General features: G+C 42.8%; 24 protein-coding genes. 16 read left to right on the top strand and 8 right to left on the bottom strand.

Annotated features, from left to right (window positions below; translation table 11 throughout):
* Window positions 1-131: 131 nt before the first annotated feature.
* The 5 genes from HYN43_RS17855 to yihA form a co-directional block, all read right to left on the bottom strand.
* On the bottom strand, window positions 132-1058 hold the full coding sequence (locus HYN43_RS17855; RefSeq protein ID WP_119410643.1) for an NAD-dependent epimerase/dehydratase family protein: 927 nt from the start codon (window positions 1056-1058) through the stop codon (window positions 132-134).
* Between the two features lie 239 nt (window positions 1059-1297).
* On the bottom strand, window positions 1298-1903 hold the full coding sequence (locus HYN43_RS17850) for a Crp/Fnr family transcriptional regulator (protein WP_119410642.1): 606 nt from the start codon (window positions 1901-1903) through the stop codon (window positions 1298-1300).
* The gene (locus tag HYN43_RS17845; RefSeq protein WP_119410641.1) at window positions 1891-2745 is read right to left on the bottom strand and encodes a UbiA-like polyprenyltransferase; all 855 of its coding nucleotides are present in this window, start codon (window positions 2743-2745) and stop codon (window positions 1891-1893) included. The genes HYN43_RS17850 and HYN43_RS17845 overlap by 13 nt, the downstream gene beginning before the upstream one ends.
* Before the next feature lie 45 nt (window positions 2746-2790).
* Window positions 2791-3138, bottom strand: coding sequence for a hypothetical protein (locus HYN43_RS17840; RefSeq protein WP_119410640.1), 348 nt, complete (start codon window positions 3136-3138; stop codon window positions 2791-2793).
* Window positions 3139-3144: 6 nt separating this feature from the next.
* Window positions 3145-3777, bottom strand: a complete 633-nt coding sequence (gene yihA, locus HYN43_RS17835) for a ribosome biogenesis GTP-binding protein YihA/YsxC (protein WP_119410639.1) — start codon at window positions 3775-3777, stop codon at window positions 3145-3147.
* A 198-nt stretch (window positions 3778-3975) separates the two neighbouring features.
* Here yihA and HYN43_RS17830 point away from each other — a divergent pair, with 198 nt between their 5' ends.
* Window positions 3976-4461 (top strand): VOC family protein, encoded by a 486-nt coding sequence (locus HYN43_RS17830; protein WP_119410638.1) that lies wholly within the window; start codon window positions 3976-3978, stop codon window positions 4459-4461.
* 186 nt (window positions 4462-4647) lie between these two features.
* Here HYN43_RS17830 and HYN43_RS17825 read toward each other — a convergent pair whose 3' ends face one another.
* Together HYN43_RS17825 and HYN43_RS17820 are read right to left on the bottom strand one after the other, a co-directional pair.
* The gene (locus tag HYN43_RS17825; RefSeq protein WP_119411272.1) at window positions 4648-5385 is read right to left on the bottom strand and encodes a 3-keto-disaccharide hydrolase; all 738 of its coding nucleotides are present in this window, start codon (window positions 5383-5385) and stop codon (window positions 4648-4650) included.
* A 23-nt stretch (window positions 5386-5408) separates the two neighbouring features.
* Window positions 5409-6779 carry a Gfo/Idh/MocA family protein gene (locus HYN43_RS17820; RefSeq protein ID WP_119410637.1) on the bottom strand — a complete coding sequence of 457 codons (1371 nt, stop codon included), beginning with the start codon at window positions 6777-6779 and terminating at the stop codon, window positions 5409-5411.
* Between the two features lie 239 nt (window positions 6780-7018).
* Between HYN43_RS17820 and ubiE the strand changes: the two genes are divergently transcribed.
* The 6 genes from ubiE to HYN43_RS17790 all read left to right on the top strand — a co-directional run bounded on the left by ubiE (window position 7019) and on the right by HYN43_RS17790 (window position 12136).
* A complete protein-coding gene (gene ubiE / locus HYN43_RS17815; RefSeq protein ID WP_119410636.1) occupies window positions 7019-7750 on the top strand; it encodes a bifunctional demethylmenaquinone methyltransferase/2-methoxy-6-polyprenyl-1,4-benzoquinol methylase UbiE in 732 nt (243 codons plus the stop codon).
* Window positions 7751-8485 (top strand): type IX secretion/gliding motility protein PorT/SprT, encoded by a 735-nt coding sequence (gene porT, locus HYN43_RS17810; protein WP_119410635.1) that lies wholly within the window; start codon window positions 7751-7753, stop codon window positions 8483-8485. It begins immediately after the preceding gene.
* A 627-nt stretch (window positions 8486-9112) separates the two neighbouring features.
* Entirely contained in the window at window positions 9113-9871 is a 759-nt protein-coding gene (locus tag HYN43_RS17805; RefSeq protein ID WP_119410634.1) for an SDR family oxidoreductase, read from the top strand.
* A 160-nt stretch (window positions 9872-10031) separates the two neighbouring features.
* Complete coding sequence (locus HYN43_RS17800; protein ID WP_119410633.1) at window positions 10032-10481, top strand: GatB/YqeY domain-containing protein; 450 nt, start codon at window positions 10032-10034, stop codon at window positions 10479-10481.
* 218 nt (window positions 10482-10699) lie between these two features.
* Window positions 10700-11473 carry an alpha/beta fold hydrolase gene (locus tag HYN43_RS17795; RefSeq protein WP_119410632.1) on the top strand — a complete coding sequence of 258 codons (774 nt, stop codon included), beginning with the start codon at window positions 10700-10702 and terminating at the stop codon, window positions 11471-11473.
* Window positions 11474-12136 carry a CBS domain-containing protein gene (locus HYN43_RS17790; RefSeq protein ID WP_119410631.1) on the top strand — a complete coding sequence of 221 codons (663 nt, stop codon included), beginning with the start codon at window positions 11474-11476 and terminating at the stop codon, window positions 12134-12136. It begins immediately after the preceding gene.
* Between the two features lie 547 nt (window positions 12137-12683).
* Here HYN43_RS17790 and HYN43_RS17785 read toward each other — a convergent pair.
* On the bottom strand, window positions 12684-13367 hold the full coding sequence (locus HYN43_RS17785; RefSeq protein WP_119410630.1) for a response regulator transcription factor: 684 nt from the start codon (window positions 13365-13367) through the stop codon (window positions 12684-12686).
* Window positions 13368-13618: 251 nt separating this feature from the next.
* Between HYN43_RS17785 and HYN43_RS17780 the strand changes: the two genes are divergently transcribed.
* The 9 genes from HYN43_RS17780 (at window position 13619) to murI (ending at window position 22481) form a co-directional block, all read left to right on the top strand.
* Window positions 13619-14500 (top strand): NAD kinase, encoded by an 882-nt coding sequence (locus HYN43_RS17780; RefSeq protein WP_119410629.1) that lies wholly within the window; start codon window positions 13619-13621, stop codon window positions 14498-14500.
* 9 nt (window positions 14501-14509) lie between these two features.
* Window positions 14510-15298, top strand: coding sequence for a type IX secretion system protein PorG (porG, locus tag HYN43_RS17775; protein ID WP_119410628.1), 789 nt, complete (start codon window positions 14510-14512; stop codon window positions 15296-15298).
* Between the two features lie 174 nt (window positions 15299-15472).
* The gene (locus tag HYN43_RS17770) at window positions 15473-15994 is read left to right on the top strand and encodes an ExbD/TolR family protein (protein WP_119410627.1); all 522 of its coding nucleotides are present in this window, start codon (window positions 15473-15475) and stop codon (window positions 15992-15994) included.
* A gap of 384 nt (window positions 15995-16378) precedes the next feature.
* Entirely contained in the window at window positions 16379-17119 is a 741-nt protein-coding gene (locus tag HYN43_RS17765) for an undecaprenyl pyrophosphate synthase (RefSeq protein WP_119411271.1), read from the top strand.
* Window positions 17120-17182: 63 nt separating this feature from the next.
* The gene (gene bamA, locus HYN43_RS17760; RefSeq protein ID WP_119410626.1) at window positions 17183-19735 is read left to right on the top strand and encodes an outer membrane protein assembly factor BamA; all 2553 of its coding nucleotides are present in this window, start codon (window positions 17183-17185) and stop codon (window positions 19733-19735) included.
* A 15-nt stretch (window positions 19736-19750) separates the two neighbouring features.
* A complete protein-coding gene (locus HYN43_RS17755) occupies window positions 19751-20281 on the top strand; it encodes an OmpH/Skp family outer membrane protein (RefSeq protein ID WP_119410625.1) in 531 nt (176 codons plus the stop codon).
* A 48-nt stretch (window positions 20282-20329) separates the two neighbouring features.
* Window positions 20330-20842 (top strand): OmpH/Skp family outer membrane protein, encoded by a 513-nt coding sequence (locus HYN43_RS17750; RefSeq protein WP_119410624.1) that lies wholly within the window; start codon window positions 20330-20332, stop codon window positions 20840-20842.
* A gap of 211 nt (window positions 20843-21053) precedes the next feature.
* Window positions 21054-21566 carry an OmpH/Skp family outer membrane protein gene (locus tag HYN43_RS17745; RefSeq protein WP_119410623.1) on the top strand — a complete coding sequence of 171 codons (513 nt, stop codon included), beginning with the start codon at window positions 21054-21056 and terminating at the stop codon, window positions 21564-21566.
* Window positions 21567-21632: 66 nt separating this feature from the next.
* Window positions 21633-22481, top strand: a complete 849-nt coding sequence (murI, locus tag HYN43_RS17740) for a glutamate racemase (protein ID WP_119410622.1) — start codon at window positions 21633-21635, stop codon at window positions 22479-22481.
* Window positions 22482-22589: the final 108 nt, after the last annotated feature.

Genomic DNA, 22589 nt, shown 5'->3' with positions numbered 1-22589 from the left:
ATTCTAATCTATTTAAATTTATAATAGTCGTCATTGCGAGGTACGAAGCAATCCCCAGGAGGCAGAGGGGCTATACAAATCCGCCCTATAAAGTCAGGGCGCTATGACGTTTTTTAACATATACTTCTCACTTACCCCTTATAAAGTGTTTTCGACATTTCAGTTATCCCATCCTCATAACTTGTTGGCTTAAAGTTGAATATCTTTTCAAACTTGCTGCTATCAAAAATATAATCATGATCGTATTGGTAGTACATCTCAACCGTACCCATAATCACCTTTTTGAATAAACCGGCCAGCCACAGCATAACTTTATTGATACTTGAGTATTTCGGCTCAACATTATAAACCCGGGCGGCGATATTTAAAAATTCTTTACCGGTAATGGCAGGCGGGGTAGGGAGGTGCCAGATCTGGTTGTTACTATCCGGATTTTGACCAAGCAGGAACATTGCTTTACCTGCGTCCGGCACATAAATAAAATTGTGTTTACAGTTTGCATCGCCTATCCATTTGGCGCTTTGCTTTTTGGCGTAATTGCTCAGCACCATCATATCAATAAAACTATTGGTCGAGTCGGTACCGTAAAAATCGGGTGCACGGGCAATGGTGGCTCGAATATTTCCGGCTTTAACTTCATTCATCAGCATTTCGGCAATACCTGCACGGATTTGTCCTTTAACACTGCTGGGTTTGTAGGGCGTATCTTCTTTCATGGCACCGTTTACAAGCCCATACATGTAAACGTTATCAAAAAATATTAAACGGGCACCGGTTGCTTTGGTAACGTTTATCACGTTTTGCATAATTACCGGCCATTGCGTGCGCCAGATGTCTTTATCATAAACTAATCCGGCAACGAGGTAAATAATGGTTGATCCCTGTGCGGCGGCCAATACTTCATCATAATTAAGCAGATCAGCTTTTTGCCAGGTTGCTTTATCGTAATCAACCTTAGCGGGTTTGCGGCTAACTAAACGGATGGCTTCGTTGTGGGCTATTAATTGTTTGGTGAGGGCGTTCGCTACGGGGCCGCCGGCTCCTAATATGGTATGCATAATGTTTCTCGTTTTGTGTATAACAAAGGTAGGCGGCCTTTGTAAATCAAAACGTTAACAAAAGATAAGGAATTGGGGGGATTTCGGATTTCGGATGTTCGATTTCGGATTTATTTTTTGGGGATTACACCGATTGGTTTTTGATTAAACAGATTTTGACGATTGATTGCCTTGACTGCGGATTTGATTGGATTTGCAACTTTTTGCTTTCAGCCTTAAGCGTTCGGCTTTCAGCTCCATTAAGCGCTTATCTTCATAATCCTTCTCCTGATCCGTGACAATGAAACAGGAGTAATACCTAAAAAATTGGCGATATAATGTTGTGGGATGCGATATAAGGCTTCGCCGCCGGTTTCGAGGAGTTGACTGTAGCGTTCCTCCGGCGATTGGGTGATGAACGAAGTTACGCGTTCTTCGTAGCAGATGAGGTAATGTTCGGCAATCAACCTGCCGAAGCGCTCCATTTTGAAGCCAAGCAATGGGTTCGTGCAGGCTTGTTGAAGGTTTTTGTGGCTCAGATTCACAATTACCGAATCTTCCAGCGCCTGGATATAATTTGCTGCCGGGCTCCGTTTAAGAAAGCTTTTGTACGAACTCAGCATTTCGTTTTCAAAGCTGAAGTAACCGGTAATTTCTTCGCCGTCCTTAACGTGATAGTAGCGAACAGCGCCTTTTACCATCAGGCCTATCTGGTCGCAAACCTTTCCGGCCTCTACATAAAACTTTTTCTTTTTAAGCGTGTCGACAGTTAAATATTGTGAAAGTGCCTGCCACTCCTCATCAGTAAGCGGTACATAGCTTTCAAAATACTCCCTGAATTTTTGGAGCGCGCTTAGTGGATCCATATCCTATCCAACAAAAACAATACGGCAAATACCACACTGGCAATACCATTGGTTGTCATAAACGCGAAGTTAACCCGGCTTAAATCGTTCGGTTTAACCAATAAATGTTGGTAGACCAGCATGGCGCAGAAAAACGCGATACCGATGTAATACAAAAAGCCTACATGTGTTTCAATAGCCGGCATCATGATAAAGATGGCCGAAAGCACGTGCAGGAAAGTTGACAACCTTAAGGCATTCACTTTACCCAGATAAGCTGGAATTGAATGCAGGTTTTGGCTACGGTCAAAATCCTCATCCTGCAGGGCATAGATAATATCAAAACCGCTTACCCAGCACAGTACTGATAATGAGAAAAATATCGGCGTAATAGCAAATTGACCTGTTACCACCAAATATGCACCGATAGGAGCAAGTGATAAACCTAAGCCTAAAACCAAATGGCAAAGCGCTGTAAAGCGTTTGGTAGCACTGTAACCCATTACCACAAATAAAGCAACGGGAGAGAGGAAAAAGCAGAGTTTGTTAATGAACCAGGTTGCTGTAATAAATAACAAACAGTTGACAATAACAAAGGTTAAAGCAGCCTTGGGGCTAATTCGTCCTGCCGGAATATCGCGCTGTTTGGTACGTGGGTTTTTTATATCGATGTCTCTATCCAAATAACGGTTAAAAGCCATAGCCGAGTTGCGGGCAAAAACCATACACAGCACCATCAATACCAGTTTAAGCCAGTCGAAGTGGTATTGGGTTGTGGTTACCGCCAAAAAGAAGCCGATGAAAGCGAAGGGCATGGCGAAGATGGTGTGAGCGAAGGTTACTAAGGATAAGTATTTTTTCATGATAACTTATAAAAATATCTTTTAGGGAGGAAACCATGGCTTGTCTTACCAGGAAATATAAAATATACTTTCCCCCTCAATAAAATTGTCAACAAAATTTTTTTTGAAATCAAACCCGAATGGATGGTTGGGTTTTAAATAAAGCATGGCTTTTTCTACCCATTTCTTTTCAAAATAGGGCTTTGAGTCTTCAAAAGCATCAAAAAACTCAACTTTCATGCCTTTTCTTTGATAACCTTTTTCTTTAAAGTATAAAACTAATTCCCCATCACGCTCTTTAAACATATGCCTGTAACGTTTAATAAATTCCGGATTGGAGCTAAGTTCTTCTATTGTGAACTGTTCCAGGGTTTCGTCCGTGGTAGGCACAACATGTGATAGATCTAAACCCATATTTTCTTATTCACTTTGTTCTGGCTGCTGGTAATGAGGTATTTCAAAACCCTGGTTTACCACATCAATAAACTCCAAAATCTCTTCCCTACCTAATTGCGTTTCAGACGAAGTAATAAAATACTGTGGCATTTCTTCAAACGTGGTCATCAAAGCTTTCCTGAATTTAGCGATGCTTTGATCTGTTTTGATGCTCGATTGCTTATCTGCTTTGGTAAATACCAATACAAACGACAAACCTTTTTCGCCAAGCCAGTTGCAAAATTCAAGGTCGATTTTTTGTGGGTCGAGGCGGCTGTCAATCAGTACCATTACGCATTGCAGGCTTTCGCGTTTATCAAGGTAAGTATGTATAAACTTATCCCATTTAGCCTTTTCTGTTTTTGACGCACGCGCATAACCGTAACCTGGTAAATCCACAATGTACCAGCTTTCGTTAATCAAAAAGTGATTGATCAATTGCGTTTTGCCCGGCGTTTGCGATGTTTTGGCTAATCCCTTTTTACCTGTTATGGTATTGATAAGTGAGGATTTACCCACATTTGAGCGCCCGATAAAAGCATATTCAGCTTTTACCGGCGGAGGTAACTTGCTTACCTGGCTGTTGCTGCAAATAAATTCGGCCGTTTTTACGATCATCCTGCAAAGGTAGGGTTTTGTTTTTGATTGATAAATGTTGCAGGGTTGATTGTTAACTTAAAATAAATGTTTAAACATTTATTTACTTTGTGCCGACACGCTCAGTGCCAAAAACAATTAAATTTGTGATAGTTAACGTTACGGAGGCATTGAAAACTCCGTCACGTTCTGCTCTAAACAATCAAACGGAAACAGAAAATGAACGAATATAAGATCCCCGCCCAAACCCGTATCGGCCACGTACACTTAAAAGTGAGCGACCTGCAAAAATCACTCGATTTTTATTGTGGTTTGCTCGGCTTTGAAAAAATGGTTACTTATGGCGATCAGGCCGCTTTTATTTCGGCCGGCGGTTATCACCACCACATCGGCTTAAATACCTGGCATAGCAAAGGTGCTTCGCCCGCACCCGAATATGCTCCGGGTTTATACCATACTGCAATATTATATCCCGAAAGAAAAGATCTGGCCGTAGCACTGAAAAGATTAATCGAAGCGAAATATCCCATCACCGGCGCATCAGACCATGGTGTATCTGAAGCCATTTACCTGAATGATCCGGATGGTAACGGCGTTGAATTATACTGGGATAGGCCTAAAGAAGATTGGCCTGTAGATCATGAAGGTAAACTAACGATGTATACCCGCAGACTGGATATGGAAGGGTTGTTGGCGACATTGTAAGAACCAGGATTTTGGGGGATTTTTAGGATTTATCGGATTTCTTTTGTCTGAATCAGAATTTACAGAATTTTAGGATTTTCAGAATTTCTTTATTGTGATGAGATTCTGTTAATTCTAAAATTCTGTAAATTCTGATTCAGACAGCATCCTACCCATCCCAAAAATCCCCCCAAATCCCGGTTCAGACTACAGCTCCTTAATCTTAATATTCCTGAAATAAGCCTTATGCCCATGATCCTGCAAGGCTATTAAACCGGTTTTAGCAGTGCCGTAATCCGGATAATCCTTCCACTTGCCTGTCGTTTTCTTCTTTTTCCAGTCATCGGTCCAGGCTTCAAAGGCTAATATTTTTTTGCCGTTTAGCCAGTGCTCCACATGGCCGTTGTTGAAAACAATTTTGCTGGTGTTCCAGGTGCCAACTGGTGCTACCTTTTTTTGCGAGTTGGGGAGGTACATGGCATAATCGCAGCCGGTTTTTTGCCAGTCTTCCAGTTTGTCGGGCCAGCCCTGGTCGTCAATGATCTGGTATTCGGGACCGGTTTCATACGTGGCGTGGTACTTCGGGTCTTCAACTACGTGGTACATTACGCCGCTATTGCTGCCTTTATCAATTTTCCATTCCCAGCTTAGCTCAAAATTGGTGTAGGCTTTATCGGTAACAATATCCCCGCCGGTATCGCCCTGGGCCGCGCCGAGGCAAACGAGGGCGCCATCAACAATGGTCCAGTTTTTTACTGCGCCTTTTTTGTTGAAGCTGTGCCAGCCTTTCAAGGTTTTACCATCAAACAGGTTTACCCAGCTACCTTTTGCAGGGGTAGCTTGTTTATGTGGCTTGGGTTTGCGACCAGGGGTGGCGAAGATTTGTCCGCAAACCAAAGTTGCCGCAAGTGTAACCAGTCCTATCTTTTTTAAATGTTGTTTCATAATGAGGTGTTTGTTATGATAGGTTATTTTTTGATAAGCTGCATTTTTTCCGGATCCCAAAACATCGGGCTGTTGTTATAGTAGCTATCGTTACACAACAGGGCAGGAGCAGCCGCGCGATAGCCGAACACAGCATCCTCGGTTACTTTACCTTTATTGCGGATGGCGGTGAAAAAGTTTACCATGTGATCGTACGGGCCACCAAGGTATCCTTTTTCTGCATCATAGGTGATTTCTTCGGGCGGGAGCATTTTTTTACGTTCGGCATAACCGCTTCCGGCTTTTTTTAGTTTATCCAGGTAAAAAGGATCATCAGAAGTCATTACCTTATTGCGTTTCAACACCACCTTATCCCAGGTAATATCCATCGAGCCTTCGCTGCCTACCAGTTTAAGATAAGTTGTGCCGCTGGTACCATCCACAAAGTTGCAGCGTAAGGATAGGTTAAAGGCCGGGTGCGCCTGGGTTTTGGGATAATCGAAAGTGCCTAACAACACATCAGGTACTTCACGACCATCATTCCAGAAGCGTAAACCGCCCGAGGCATAAATTTTATTGGGGCCAACAGAATCAGTTATAAAATGCAGGCTCGAGAAGAGATGAACGAATAAATCGCCTGCCATGCCTGTACCATAGTCGGTATAGTTTCTCCAGCGGAAAAAGCGTTTCTGATCAAACGGCCGTTTTTTTGTATTACTGATATAAGTTTCCCAATCCACGGTTTCGGGCGAAGCATCATCCGGGATAGGGTATTGCCAAACCTCAAGCGGGTTGCGGCGCGCCCAGAAACCTTCGGCATAGTTTAACTCGCCAATTGCCCCGGCTTTTAGCAGTTCATGTGCTTTTTCGTTACCTAATGACGATACACCCTGGCTGCCCACCTGGAAAACCATGCCGGTATCTTTTTGCGCTTTAATAACCGCCGGGCCTTCGCTTATGGCATGTACCATTGGTTTTTCGCAATATACGTGCTTACCGGCATGCATCGCATCTACCGAAATTTGCTGGTGCCAATGGTCGGGCGTGCCAACAATCACCGCGTCGATATCCTTGCGGTTCAGGATCTCTTTATAAACCCGGGTTGTATACAGGTCGGCACCCCAGCGGGTTTTGGCATCTTTAAGGCGGCCATCGTACAAATCGCAGGCGGCAACCAGTTTTACACCCGGCGTTTGCAGGGCGGTTATGGTATCCTGGGTGCCCATGCCCCCGGCACCTATCAGGGCAAGGTTTACCTGGTCGTTAGGGCTGTTGCCAACCAAACGTTTAATAATGGAGAATGATTTGCCCTGGCTTTCGGCAGCTACAAGGCTTGAACCGGCGGCAACGGCCGCCGTAGCTGTAGTTAATTTTTTAATAAAACTACGGCGCGAGGATGCTTGTTCTTCTTTCATACGGTGAGCTAAGAGTGGTTTTTATAAATCGCTGGTTTACAACAGCGGTGATTGGTTTTTAAAAGTAGTGATTTGGCTTTATAAATTTATATCGCCAGTCTAACTTTTAGCGCACGTTCAAGCGAAGGACGCTTACATTCCGAAAGGTTCAAGCGTAGACGCCTGAACCTGCTTTGTAATCAATTCACCTTTGTTAATATCCCCGCATTAATCATACAATCACTATCTTTGCCTCCGCAATGAGCAAAACTATAACTCCGTACCAAAACGAGCAGGCTACCAAAAAAGAGCAGGTGGCCGATATGTTCAACAATATCTCCAAAACATACGATTTTCTGAATCACTTCATGTCGCTGGGCATCGATATTATCTGGCGTAAAAAGGCGATCAATGAGTTAAAACAAGATCAACCCAAACTGATATTAGATGTAGCCACCGGTACCGGTGATTTTGCTTTCGAGGCGCTATCTATCCTCAAACCCGAAAAAATTATCGGTGTTGATATTTCGAGAGGGATGCTCGATATCGCGGAGCAAAAAATTGCGAAACGCGGTCTGGGCGATAAGTTTGAAGTAAAACTGGGCGACTCAGAAAAACTGCCTTTTGACGCCGATGGCTTTGATGCCGTAACCGTAGCATACGGCGTGCGCAACTTTGAAAATCTGGAAATGGGCCTGGCCGATATTAACCGCGTTTTAAAACCAGGCGGTAAAGCTGTAGTGCTGGAATTTTCAAAACCAAAAGCATTCCCCATAAAACAATTGTATAATTTTTACTTTAACTATATTACGCCGGGTATTGGTAAGTTGTTCAGTAAAGATTCGAGAGCTTACAGTTACCTGCCCGAATCTGTGGCGGCTTTTCCTGATGGGAAGAATTTTGTTGCGCTGATGGATAAAGTGGGTTTTAAAAATACCAAATGCAGGCCTTTGGCGTTTGGTATCTGTTCGATATACACCGGCATAAAATAAATGATGATAAACCGCTACCTTGTTATTTTAGTGCTTTTGTTTGGCTGCAGTACGGCGTTTGCACAGCGGGTACCGGCATGGGGTGGCGGGGCCGATCAGCAGGATCTGAGCTTTGGCTTTAGCTTCACTTATGTTGCCAGCGATTTTAAGATCGGCAAACAGGCCGATTTTCGGGATGCCTTCAGGGATGTGGACGGATCGATTGTTAAAGGGCGGCTAAACAGCATCAGCTCCAAAAGTACGCCCGGTTTCGGTGTTGGGTTTTTAACCCGTTACCGCATTACAGAGCATCTTGAGGTGCGCACCACGCCATCGTTAATATTTGCCGACAGGGCCCTGCATTACTCGTATGTTGATCCATCCGAAGATGTTGACAAAAAAGTGCAGACTACCTCGGTTGATGTGCCGTTGCTGATCAAACTAAAATCCGATCGCCTGGGCGATTTCCGCGCTTATGTAATAGGCGGTTTAAAATATACACAGGCTATCGGCTCCAAAAAAAACTCGGATGCTAATCTCGATCTTTCCGAAAAGCTGGTTAAAAACATAAGCGGCTTTGCTTCGTACGAGGCGGGTATAGGCTGTGATATTTACTTCGAGTTTTTCAAACTCTCGCCCGAGATTAAAATTTCTAACTCATTCGGTAATATTTTACTTCGGGAAAATCATCCTTATTCAAGCCCCATCAGCAGGTTGGGCTTGCATACTTTTATGTTTAGTTTGATTTTTGAGTAGGGGCGTGTTGCGGATTTTTAGGCACGCAAAGATTTTTAAGGCGCAAAGTTTTTTTGTGGATAGTTGCGGATTTTAGGCACGCAAAGGCGCTAAGCCCCAAAACTTTTTGTGGATAGTTGGAGATTTTTAAGCGCGCAAAGATTTTTAAGGCGCAAAGCTTTTTGTGGATAGTTGCGGATTTTTAGGCACGCAAAGACGCTAAGCCGCAAAGATTTTTGTGGATAGCTGGAGATTTTAGGCACGAAAAGATTTTTAAGACGCAAATACTAATCTCTATTCTCCAATCACTAATCTCTTAATTTTAAGCGCGCAAAGTTTTACCCCCCCCCATCCCTTGCGCTCATTTATAATGTGTGCTTAACATGGGTTTGCGTTTATAACGCAACCGAAGCAGTTTGCCTACAGGGCACATAGTTTACTCACCCGATCTGCGCTTCGCTGGATCACCCTCTCTGCGGCAAGCCGCAAAGAGGGTAAGAAAATAGAACTTCTTCAGTCCCCTCCTTGCGCAGCAGAGAGGGGTGACGAGCGAAGCGACTCGGGGTGAGTAAAAATCATCTCCTTACCAACATCCGACAATATTTTAAACTAAAAAGCCTAATTTCGCTGCTTACTTTTATAAATCCTATGAGTAAGATCGCTTTAATTACCGGGGCTACTGCAGGCATTGGCGAAGCATGCGCACACGTTTTTGCCCGTGAAGGATATAATTTAATTTTAACGGGCAGGCGTTTGGAACGCCTGGAGAAACTGGCCAAACACCTTAATGAGCAATATGGCGCAGAGATTGCCATATCATCATTTGATGTGCGCAACCGCGAAGATACCATCAGCAACCTGGAGGACTTACCCGCCGAATGGAAAAAGGTTGATGTGCTGGTAAACAATGCCGGCCTGAGCCAGGGGCTCGACCCGATACAAAAAGGCAGTATTGACGATTGGGAAACCATGATTGATACCAATGTTAAAGGCCTGCTGTATGTAAGCCGTGTAGTATCAAACTGGATGATTGAAAACGGAACCGGCCATATTATTAATTTGGGTTCGATAGCCGGTAAGGAGGTTTATGCCAACGGAAACGTATATTGTGCTACCAAACACGCGGTTGATGCCTTAAATAAAGGTATGCGTATTGATCTGCTGCCGCATGGCATTAAAGTTACTGCAATCCACCCCGGCGCTGTTGAAACCGAGTTTTCGGAAGTGCGTTTTAAAGGTAATAAGGAAAGGGCAAAAAAAGTTTACGAAGGCTTTGAACCGCTGGCGGCTGAGGATGTAGCCGAAACCATTTGGTTTGTGGCCTCGCGCCCAAAGCATGTTAATATTAACGATTTGCTGATTATGCCCACCGCGCAGGCTAATGCCGGTACGATATATAGGGGATAGGTGTTAGATGTGCAGATATGCAAATTTTAAATGTGCAGATGTTTTAATTGGGAAAATGGCTCATCTGTTGTTTAATATAATAATCTGCACATTTGCACATCTGAAATCTGCACATCAAAAAATCACTAATTCGCTAACTCATTAATTCACTAATTAAACCATGTCATTAACCACACAAATAGACCAGGATATTAAACTGGCCATGCTGGCCAAACAGGCCGATCGTTTACAGGCTTTACGCGCTATTAAATCGGCATTGCTTTTAGCAAAAACAGAAAAAGGCGCTGCCGAGGAGCTAACCGAAGATGCCGAAATCAAGGTATTGCAAAAACTGGTAAAGCAACGCAAGGAATCGGCCGATATTTATAAAACTCAAAACCGCGACGACCTGTACCAGGTTGAAATGGGCGAGATGCTGGTTATTGAAGAGTACCTGCCGCAGCAAATGAGCCGTTTTGAAATTGAAGGTTATCTTGAAGAATTGATTGGCCGCATAGGTGCCACATCTGTAAAAGATATGGGCCGCGTAATGGGTATGGCCAGTAAAGAACTTGCCGGCAAGGCAGATGGCAAAACAATATCCGAAGTGGTGAAGCAGTTGCTGGGATAGGCTTTTAAATATTTAGTTATTATACAGCTTTTTAAACATTGATGTAGCGTAAATGTTATAACACTTAATAAAAGCTTAACATAACTACATTGATAAATAATTGCTATACTTGCTACATGTAGGTTGCAATAAACTAATTTTGCGGCGTTAAAACACAGATTTGTACCAAAACTATTTTTGGTATAAGGTAATTTGAAATATTTATTCGGATAATTTATATGGAGTTCGTGCTTAAAGAGGAACACGGTTTTAGTTACATCGATGAGGGCGAAGGAGAAGTGCTGTTACTGCTGCATGGTTTAATGGGCGCGTTAAGCAACTGGGACGGGGTTATTAATGAGTTTAAATCGAAGTACAGGGTAATTATACCTATGTTGCCTGTGTATGATATGCCACTGATTAGCACGGGGGTAAAAAGCTTATCAAAATTTGTACACAAATTCATCAAGTTTAAAAAGCTTAGCAATATCACGTTGCTTGGTAACTCGCTTGGCGGGCATGTAGCTTTGGTTTATTTAACCGCGCATCCCGAAAATATAAAAGCATTGGTATTAACCGGTAGCTCGGGTTTGTACGAAAATGCTTTTGGCGGTTCGTTTCCGCGCCGTGAAAGCATTGATTTTGTGCGCGAAAAGGTGCAATTTACCTTTTATGATCCGGCAATTGCAACGGATGAACTGGTAAATGATGTTTTCCATACTGTAAACGACAGAAATCGCGTTATACGTTTGCTGGCCATGGCAAAATCGGCCATCAGGCATAATATGAAAAAGGAGCTGAACAAAATGACGCTTCCGGTATGCTTAATCTGGGGCCGTAATGATAAAATTACCCCGCCCGAGGTTGCCGTGGAGTTTAACGAACTGCTGCCCGATTCTGAACTGCACTGGATTGATAAATGCGGACATGCCCCTATGATGGAGCATCCCGAAGAGTTTAATGTTTTGCTTAAACAGTTTTTAACTAAATTAGAGGCCAAAGTGAATGCATAAATGATAGCGCTCGACCTGATAGCTGATTCGATACCTCCGGTACACACTTCTGATACCATACAGAAAGTGCTCGACCGCATGGTGGAATTTCGCCTCAGGCATTTGCCTATTGTTAATGAAGAACAGTTTTTGGGCCTGCTGGCCGAAGACGACCTGGTAGCCGAAAACGATTATCAAACGCAAATTGGTGCCCTGGCGCTTTCGCTGGTTAATCCTTATGTACTGGAAGATCAGCATATTTATGATGTTATCAGGTTGTTTTATGAGCAACAGCTTACCGTAGTGCCGGTGCTTGATGCCAAAAGCAATTACCTTGGCCTGATATCTATTAATGCCATTACCGAATACTTTGCTAAAATAACTTCGGTATCACAACCCGGCGGCATTATTGTGCTCGAGATCAGCAATAAAAATAATTCGCTTGCACACATGGCCCAGATTGTTGAATCTGACAATGCCCAGATCCTGAGCTCATATGTGCAGGCTTATCCGGATTCTACCCGTATGGAGGTTACCCTCAAAATAAATAAACAGGATATCTCGGCCATCATAGCCAGCTTTTTACGCTACGAATACGATATCAAAGCTTCCTTTAATCATACCGATATTAATGATAGCGCCCGCGACAGGTATGATTCCTTGATGAATTATTTGAATTTGTAGGGTAATTTGTTAATCATTTTCGTCATTGAGGAATGAAGCAATCGCATAGACGCAGAGTTGTATCTGTAGTTCGCCATCGCTTTGTATTTATAATAACTTAGCTGTAAGTTATCGAATGTCAAGTGTGTTTTTTATAAATGCGCGGTGGCCTGACAGAAAAGCGGGCCGGGCGTATGGCCTGTGAGGGGAAGCTTTTTTCTGTCTTGACTTTTTGGTTACTTTTGTGTCAAGACAAAAGTAACAGCCTCCGCGGCAAATGAGCGGCCAATGCTTGTATGATAGGATATGGCCGTTGTGAACATCAGGAGCCGCCACCGCAAGATAATTTCGTGTCTTGATTGTAATTTGGGCGTTCCCGTTAGCCAACGGGCGGGCTATCCGCTGCAAGTCCTCGCTTTGCCTGCGCACATGCCACTACACGCTCCGGGCTTTACGCTCCTATCCCTAACGCGGCCTGCCCAAGGCCTTAAAAATCAACTCCTACAAAGTCATTATGCCCTGATGGACGATCTTTATCACACCACCTTTATTGGGGTTTCAGTACTTCTCACACCAAATTATACGCCTGCGCAAATCTCACCGCATCATAATTGTTTTTCAATCCCAGTTTATTTTTAATGTTTTTACGATGAGTTTCGGCAGTTGCCGGGGCTATAAAAAGTTTGGCACCTATCTCGGGCGAGCTCATGCCCATGGCTATATATTTCAAAATCTCTTTTTCGCGTTTGGTAAGGGTTAAAAACAGCGGGTTATTCTGTCGCAAAAAACTAACCTCATCCATCAGCCGGTTTACCTTAGTGGTAATGTGATGCGTTGGATCAAGCATGCTGGCCATGGTGAGCAGGTGAGTTGCATCGCCCGCTTCGTTACGTGCAAAAACTTTGGTATTGCTTACAAATAATTGCCATTCGGTTTTTTCGGGCACACGTACCTGCTGAAAATAGGATACCTGTTCCTGCGTCCGGCTTCTTATTAAATGCAAAATTTTGGGTACGTACTCATCGCTGTCTTCGGTATTAAAATATTTGATATGGTAGGTTTCCGGTCCCATAGCCTGCAGCTCGGCAAGCGTGGTGCCCAATACTTCAAGGCCGTTACGGTTCATATAAACTATCTTCAGCGTTGCAACTTCATGAATTATTAAGGCCGACGGAAGCTCATCGGCTATCATTTGTATGTTAAGTAAGTTTTGGGTAAAGGTGCTATCCATATAAACGAAAGCTTTGTGCATTGCAATAAGGCGGGTGTAAAATAGTTAAAATTAATTATTTTACCTTGTAGTTATTTGCACGTTTATGCCTGTAAAAAGGTGTGTTTTAAGAATATATGCAAACAATAAGTCATAATTTGTGCTTATGGAGATGTGTTTTAATCCGGGCCGGAAAAACATCCGGAAACGATGTTTAAATTGAAGAGGTATTAATTATTTATGCCATATCGCGTTAATGTACTTTCAAAGTTCGATATTCGCTTTTTTAAAAAATGAAAATAGCAGTTTACGGCAGGCCGTTTAATGAGCCATCTGTTTTACCTTTTATACAGCAGGTATTTGATAACCTGGCTCATCACGGCGTTGATATTTACGTGCATCAGCAACTGCATGAATATTTGCAGGATAAACTACCCACCATACAATATAAGGTATTGCGCCCGGCCGAAACATTGAAAGGCTTTATTGATATTTTTATAACCCTTGGCGGCGATGGCACCTTACTGGATATGGTAACGGTAATCCGCGATTCGGGCATCCCGGTTATCGGTATCAACTTTGGTCGCCTCGGCTTTTTGGCCAGCGTTAATAAAAATGATATTACGGCGGCCATCCATGCAGTGGTAAACCGGCAGTTTACCTGCGATTGCCGCGAACTGCTTATGGTTGATTCGCCTAATAATGTTTTTGGCGATAATAATTTTGCGTTGAATGATGTAACCATTCATAAGCGCGATGATGCCGCCATGATCATCACCCATGTATTTTTAAATGATGAGTTTTTAAACTCGTACTGGGGCGATGGTATTATCATTTCAACCTCAACCGGCTCAACAGCCTATTCGCTAAGTTGTGGCGGGCCTATTATTTTTCCGCAGTCAAACACCATTGTGGTAACCCCGGTATCGCCGCATAACCTTAATGTAAGGCCAATTGTAATACCCGATACCAGCAAGCTTTGTTTTGAGGTAGAGAGCCGCAGCGCCAGCTATATTATCTCCTGCGATTCGCGAACCGAAGTTTTAGATCAAACCGTTAAGTTTCATGTACAAAAGGCAGGTTTCGAATTAAATTTGATCCGCCTCAATAATGAAAGCTATCTGAATACGTTAAGGAATAAATTGTTGTGGGGTTTGGATGCCCGTAATTACTAAATATACTGAATGCCTAAAGTTTTACTCTTCATAGCCCTTTTGTTTTTTACTTATCAGCTACAGGCGCAATCAACCTGGGAAATTGGCGGATCGATAGGAGGCGCGGGCTATATCGGCGATCTTAATCCCAATAACCCGGTTAAGGTGAGCGGAGTATCGGCAGGTATCTATGGTAAACGTAATTTCGACGGCTATTTTTCGGCAAAGCTTAATGTGGCTGTAGGCAATATCGCGGCTTATGACAGCCGCTCAAATAACCAGCAGTTTCGTGAGCGTAACCTTAATTTTAAAGATCAGCTGCGCGAGTTAAGCCTTATCGGCGAATTTAATTTTATGAATTATATTCCCGATGCCGGCCCAAACAGGTACACACCTTACATATTTACCGGTATTGGTATCACCTCCTATGCGCCGCAGGCCCAGGATTACCAGGGAGGCACCCGCAGCCTAAGGCCTTTGAAAACCGAGGGGCAGATCAAACCCTATGGCAATAATACCCTCGTAATTCCTTACGGTTTGGGTATTAAATATAATTTTTCGGGTAAGTTTACCATTATGGCCGATATGGGCTACCGCTACGTATTTACCGATTACCTGGACGATGTAAGCGGTGTATACCCCGATAAACATGGCATGGGCACAACGGCAGCCCTGCTTTCTGATCGCTCGGGCGAATTAACCGGCCACTACATCGGCTCCGCAGGCTCACAGCGCGGCGACTTTAAAGCGCACGATACCTACTTTTTCCTCAATTTTACCATCGCTTTCACCTTTGTAACCGCTAAGTGCTATTACTAACAGCATGCAATTAAAATTGGCCTACCTGGGGTAGCTTAGAATTATTTTGACTTTTTGGATAATAATTCAATATTTAATTCGTTTTTAAATTAAAATCCAATATTTAATTCTGTTTAATTATTGAATTGCGCTATTTACTATCGAAACTAAATTTTAACCTTAATCCTTAAAGTCATGGCCGAATTAAATGCATCACCCTCAAACGCAGGCGGAAAACACAAACGTAAAAAAATGAGTACCCGGGTTGACCTCACCGCAATGGTTGATCTGGCATTTCTGCTCATCACCTTTTTTATCATGACCACTACCCTGGCCAAATCAAAAGCCATGGACCTTACCATGCCGGTTAAAGGCCCGGAACAGGGCGAGGTGAGTGACAAGCGAACGTTAACTATAGTATTGGGTAAGGATAATAAGGCCATGTATTTTTTGGGCCTGCTTAAAAAACCTATCATTGCGCCAACAATAGCTGGTTTTTCGGCAAGCGGAATTCGCAAAGTTATTATTGAAACCAGCAAAAAAGTACGTGAGGATACAGGAAAACCAATGATTGTACTCATTAAACCCGGCGATAAATCGCAATACAGCAGTTTGGTGAGCACGCTTGACGAAATGGCCATTACCGGTATTCAGCAATATGCCATAGTTGATATTGAACCGGCTGATGCTGCTGCCCTTGCACAAAAAGGAATATAATATTGTAAAAGCTTTGTAAGTTATTTACAGGCAGTATTTTACCGGGCCTGTTAACATTGCGTAGAAACAAGCAATGCTAACAGGCCCTTTGTTATTTAGCATACTTTATATAATTATTATGAAAAATGGCAGTTTATAGAGGTAAATGAATGGTTTTAATGCATTATTTGCAATAACATTTTCTTTTAGTGCGGGATACTAAAAAAATACAAAGTAAGTTTTACCTTTGTACCCTGAAAAATCCGGCAATTTGATTGTAAAAAATGGCTGGAATTGTTTGAATTTAATAAATTTTTCTAAAAACCGAATATTGCGGGTATTAAATATTGATGAAAAATTTTACACAAATGTGTTTGTGCCGGGTGGCTTTTGATAATGAGTAATATGGATTATTTGGATCAGATCAATTTGTCGAAACTACCGCAGCACGTGGCTATTATAATGGATGGCAACGGTCGTTGGGCTAAGGGCAAAGGCAAATTAAGAATATTTGGCCATCACAACGGTGTAACATCAGTTAGGGATGTTGTTGAAGGTGCCGATAAATTAGGTATTAAATATATCACGCTATACACGTTTTCGTCCGAAAACTGGAACCGCCCCAAACTGGAGGTAATGGCCATTATGGAGTTAATGGTAAGTACCATTCACAAAGAGGTGCCGGGCTTTATGAAAAACAACATTAAGCTAAACGCAATTGGCGATTTAGACATGCTGCCCGAAAAGTGTTACAACGAACTTCAAAACGCCATCGAAACTACAGCCGGCAATACCGGCGTGGTTTTAACGCTGGCTTTAAGTTACAGCTCGCGCCGCGAAATAGTAAGGGCCGCAAAAAATATAGCCATCAAAGTAAAAAGCGGCGAGCTTGATATAGATGATATTAATGAAGATGTTTTTGAGCAAAACCTGTTTACAGGTGATATGCCGAACCCCGAACTGCTGATCAGAACCAGCGGAGAATACCGTATAAGTAACTATTTATTGTGGCAGATTGCTTACGCCGAGTTGTATTTTACAACCAAGCTGTGGCCCGATTTCAGGAAGGAAGACCTGTATGAGGCCGTGTTGGATTTTCAAAAACGCGAGCGCCGTTTTGGGATGACAAGCGAGCAGGTGAACTAAATTTTTACTTTTAACAAAAATTAACAACTGTATAAATTATTTTTAGCCCACTAAAATATTCGAATGTATAAATTTCTTTTTGCTATTCTTTTCTCGGTTTTGGCTACCACGGCATTTGCCCAGATATCCAACGGGCCGAGGCCTTCACTGTCAAAATCGATACCGGCTGATAGTTTAAGTTACCTTAATCCTAAAGATTATATAATTGGTGGTATTAGTGTTAGTGGCGCAAAATATCTTGATAAAGACATCCTAATACAGTTATCTAAATTAACCAAAGGCGACAGGATCAACCTTCCGGGCGAGCGTAATGCCGAGGTACTGAAAAACCTGTATTCGCAAGGCTTATTTGATGATGTGCAGTTAAACATCACCAAAATAAACATGGATACTGTTTACCTTGAAATTGCTGTAACCGAGCGTCCGCGTTTATCGCGCATGCATCTTACCGGCATCCGTAAAGGTGAGATTGAGGATGTGCAGAAAAAATTGAACGACCGTGTAGGGAAGATTGTGAACGAAAACCTCATCAGCACCACCACGGCCATCATCAAAAAACATTTTAACGAAAAGGGCTTTTTAAATACCACTGTTACCATTACGCAGCGTAAAGACCAGGGCGACGTTAACAGCGTGATACTTGATGTGGCTATTAATAAAAAAACCAAGGTTAAAATTAACGATGTAACTTTTGAAGGCAATAAGGCGTTTAGCGCCGGTACGTTGCGTGGTTTTTTAAGCAAAACCCGTAAACGCAGGTGGTATAACCTGTTTGGCTCCAAGAAGTTTAAGCAGGATAAATACGAAGAAGATAAACAAAACCTTACCGAAAAAATGCAGGCCCGCGGCTACCGCGATGCGGAGATCCTGAGCGATTCGGTTTGGAAACATGATGATGAAACTGTTAACGTAAAAATTAAAGTATACGAAGGTCCTAAATATTACTTCGGTAAGGTAAACTGGTCGGGCAACGCCAAATACTCTACCGATTTGTTAAACAGGATTGTTCACATCAAAAAGGGCGATGTATTTAGCGAGGAAGATTTGAACAAACGCCTCAGCGGTCCAACACCGGGTAATGACGACGTTTCATCATTATACTTAAATGACGGTTACCTTACCTTCAATGCCGATCCGGTACAAACCCGTGTTTATAATGATACGGTGGATGTGGATATCCGCGTGTACGAAGGGCCTCAGTATACCATTAACCGCGTTATGTTAAAAGGTAACGATGTTACCAACGATAAAGTGGTAATGCGCGAGATCCAAACCAAACCAGGTCAGAAATTCAATAAAGAGTTATTGATCCGCAGTGCGCGCGAGATTGGCCAGCTGGGTAACTTCGACGAGCAGAAAACCGAGCCGAAACCAACCAACATCAACCCGCAGGATGGTACCGTTGACCTTGTATATAACGTAGTTGAAAAACCTTCAGACCAGATCGAGCTTTCGGGCGGTTTTGGCGGTGGCCAGCTGGTAGGTACCTTGGGCTTAACATTCAACAACTTCTCGGTCCGCAATATCTTCCATCTTAAAGCTTACAAACCACTGCCTAAAGGCGATGGCCAGAAACTGAGCTTACGTGGACAATCAAGCGGGCGTACCTATCAAAACTTTTCGTTCACCTTCTCCGAGCCATGGTTAGGTGGTAAAAAGCCTATTTACTTCGCGTTGTCGGCTTATACACAAGGCAGCTCAACCGGGCAGTATTATGCCAAGTCTGATCCCCGTTATAATAAATTACGTATTAACGGCCTTGGTGTTACTTTGGGTAAACGTTTAAAATGGCCTGATAACTATTTCCAGCTAAATTACTCGGTTAACTTTGATCACTATAGCCTTGATAATTATGGCGGCTACCTGTTCACCAACGGTACCTCATACAACATTAAGTTAACCCAGGAGTTAACCCGTAACTCGGTAGATGCACCTATCTTCCCAACTTCGGGTTCAAACATTAAACTTACTATACAGGCTACGCCTCCATATTCATTATTCAATAACATCAATTACAAAATAGCCACGCCCGAAGAGCGTTACCATTTTGTAGAGTACTATAAATTTAAGTACGATGCCCAGTGGTTTTCAAAACTGGTTGGCAAGTTTGTGTTAATGTCGCAGGTAAGGTTTGGTTTCCTTGGCCAGTATAACCACCAGGTTGGTCCGTCACCGTTCGAGCGCTTTAAATTAGGTGGCGACGGTATGCAGAGCTACCAGTTTTTACAGGGTAGCGAGATCATCGGCTTGCGCGGTTATCAAAACTTCTCTATTGTGCCCGAGGGTTCAAACCAGGATCAGAACACCAACACCGGTGCAGCTATCTATAATAAATATACCATGGAGCTTCGTCACCCGGTTATCGCAAGCCAGTCGGCTACCATATTCCTGCTGGCCTTTGCCGAGGGTGGTAACGTGTGGAACCAGTTTAGCCAGTTCAATCCGTTTAACGTTAGGCGTTCGGTGGGTGTGGGTGCAAGGATATTTTTACCTATATTTGGTTTGCTTGGTTTGGATTATGGCTATGGCTTTGATAAAATACCAGGACAACCGGATGCAAACAGGGGCCAGTTCCATTTTACAATTTCTCAGAGTTTATCCGGCGGATTTAATTAATTTGCATAACGATATATGAAGAAGATAATTTTATTAGCCTTTTTAACGTTTACTGCTTTTGCAGGTGCGTACGCGCAACGTTTTGCTTATGTTGATTCGGATTACATACTGAAGCACATGCCTGAATATGCCTCGTCGCAGAAGCAACTGGCTGCATTATCTGATCAGTGGCAGAAAGAGGTTGACGGCCGTTTTCAGGAAATTGACAGGTTGTATAAAGCCTACCAGGCCGATCAGCCCCTGATGACCCCGGACATGAAAAAACGCCGCGAGGCCGAAATTGTAGAAAAGGAAAAGGCCGCGAAGGATTTTCAACGCCAGAAGTTTGGTCCGGATGGGGAGCTTTCGCAAAAGAGCACTGCTTTGATTAAACCAATTCAGGATAGGGTGTCTAAAGCTGTACAGGCAGTGGCCGAGGGTGATAACCTGGATATGATATTTGATAAAAACAGCGAGGTGATTATGTTATATGCCAGTCCGCGATATGATAAAAGTGCGGATGTGATAACAAAATTAGGCCTTAAACCCGGAGTACTTGCTAAGTAATTTAAAAAAGATAAAAATCGAACTATTATTAATTTCAGAACAACACAAATGAAAAAACTATTTAAAGTTGCCTTAGTTGCAGTAGGTATGTTATTTGCGGGCGGCTTTGCAAATGCACAGACTAAAATCGGTCACATTAACTTCAATCAGCTTATTGATTTGATGCCCGAAACTAAAACTGTTTCTACTTCATTACAGGCATATCAAAAAACTTTCATTGATCAGATGACCACCATGAACAATGAATACCAGGGCAAGGTTAAAGAGTATACTGAGAAAAGAGCAACCATGACCGATGCCGTACGTGCCGCTAAGGAAAGCGAGCTTACCGATATGCAGAAACGTATGAACGATTACCAGAACAACGCTCAGCAGCAGGTTGACGCTAAACGCCAGGAGTTGGGCAAACCTATTATTGATAAAGCTACCACAGCTGTACAGGCCGTAGCTAAAGAAAAAGGTTATGCTTACGTGCTTGATTCATCACAAATCACTTTACTGGTATCGCCGGATGCTGATGACCTGATGGCTGCCGCTAAACTGAAATTAGGTTTAAAATAATTAATCAACAAAATATAAAAAAAGCGCCCTGTATATCCGGGACGCTTTTTTTATGTTTGCGGCGCATACTTGTTGTACTTAAGCAGGCTGGTTCGGGGTTTATATGTTCCTGTTCATTATAAAAGCCCGAAGAGTTTTAAAGTATCAGCAATAAAAGCGCCCGATGTATATCACAAAATAGGATCATAAAATAAACACAGGACAAAACACAATGAAAAAGTTTTTTAAAGTTGCCTTAGTTGCCGCGGGCATGTTATTTGCCACCAGCTTTGCTAAAGCACAAACCAAAATCGGCTATATCAATTTTAGCCAGGTTATCGATCTGATGCCCGAAACCAAAACAGTTTCTGCATCATTACAAGCTTTTCAAAAAACATTTATTGATCAGCTTACTACCATGAACAACGAGTTCCAAACCAAAGGTGAGGATTATCAAAAAAACCGCGCTACCATGACAGATGCGGTACGTACGGCCAAAGAAGCTGAGTTACAAGACATACAAAAACGTATGAACGATTATCAAAACAACGCTCAGCAACAGGTTGAAGCTAAAAAGAACGAGTTGGGTAAACCACTTGTTGACAAAGCAACTGCTGCCGTACAAGCTGTAGCTAAAGAAAAAGGTTATTCTTACGTTGTTGATTCATCGCAGGTAACTTTAATTGTATCGCCCCCGGGAGATGATATGTTAGCTGCCGTTAAATTGAAATTAGGCTTGAAATAAAATCACCTTTAAGTAATTTAAACCAAAGCGCCCCGTAATTGCGGGGCGCTTTTTTTATGTTTGTATATGTCAAACCAACCAATTGGTATTTTTGATTCGGGCTTTGGCGGCTTAACCGTGTTCCGTTCCATTATTGAGCAACTGCCGGGTTACGATTATATTTATATGGGCGATAATGCCCGTGCACCTTATGGCAACCGATCATTCAGTACCATACACCAGTATACCTGGGAGTGTGTGCAATGGATGTTTAGCCAGGGTTGCCCGTTGGTGATACTGGCCTGCAACACAGCTTCGGCAAAGGCCCTGCGCACCATTCAGCAGCAGGATCTGCAACATATTGATGATCCGTCAAAAAGGGTATTAGGCGTGATCCGCCCAACGGCAGAGGTTATCGGCAATTATTCTAAAACCGGCGAAATAGGGGTGTTGGGTACCAAAGGCACCGTAACCTCAGGCTCATACCTTTTAGAGATCAACAACTTTTTTCCTGATATTAAAGTACACCAACAGGCCTGCCCGCTTTGGGTACCACTGATTGAAAACGGTGAGTACGATAAACCGGGTGCAGATTTTTTTGTGCAACTGTACCTTGATCAGATCATGGCGCAATCATCAAACATCGATACCATTTTACTGGCCTGTACGCATTACCCCATCATTCAGGAAAAAATAAAGGCCCATCTGCCTGATAGTATCAATGTAGTAGGCCAGGGCGATATTGTAGCCAAAAGCCTGGTTGATTATTTAAACCGTCACCCGGAGATAGAGCAAAAGGTAACCCGCAACGGTACAACCGAGTTTTATACCACTACCGATGATACCGCCGATTTTGATCATCACGCTTCGCTGTTTTTCTCGGCCCCGGTGAAATCGAATTTTATTTCGGCTAATGATTTGGTGGTTTGTAAGTAGTGGTGAGTGGTTGGTTAAGTTAATTAGGTGAGTGGTTGGTTAAGTTAATTAGGTGAGAGGTTATGATAAACCAACAACTGTCATGAATTTAGCGTAGCTAAATTCATG

The organism is Mucilaginibacter celer (genome assembly GCF_003576455.2).
In the GTDB taxonomy this organism is placed as follows: domain Bacteria; phylum Bacteroidota; class Bacteroidia; order Sphingobacteriales; family Sphingobacteriaceae; genus Mucilaginibacter; species Mucilaginibacter celer.
The sequence above is the reverse complement of the archived record's forward strand: the minus strand, read 5'-3'. Positions and strand labels throughout refer to the sequence as shown.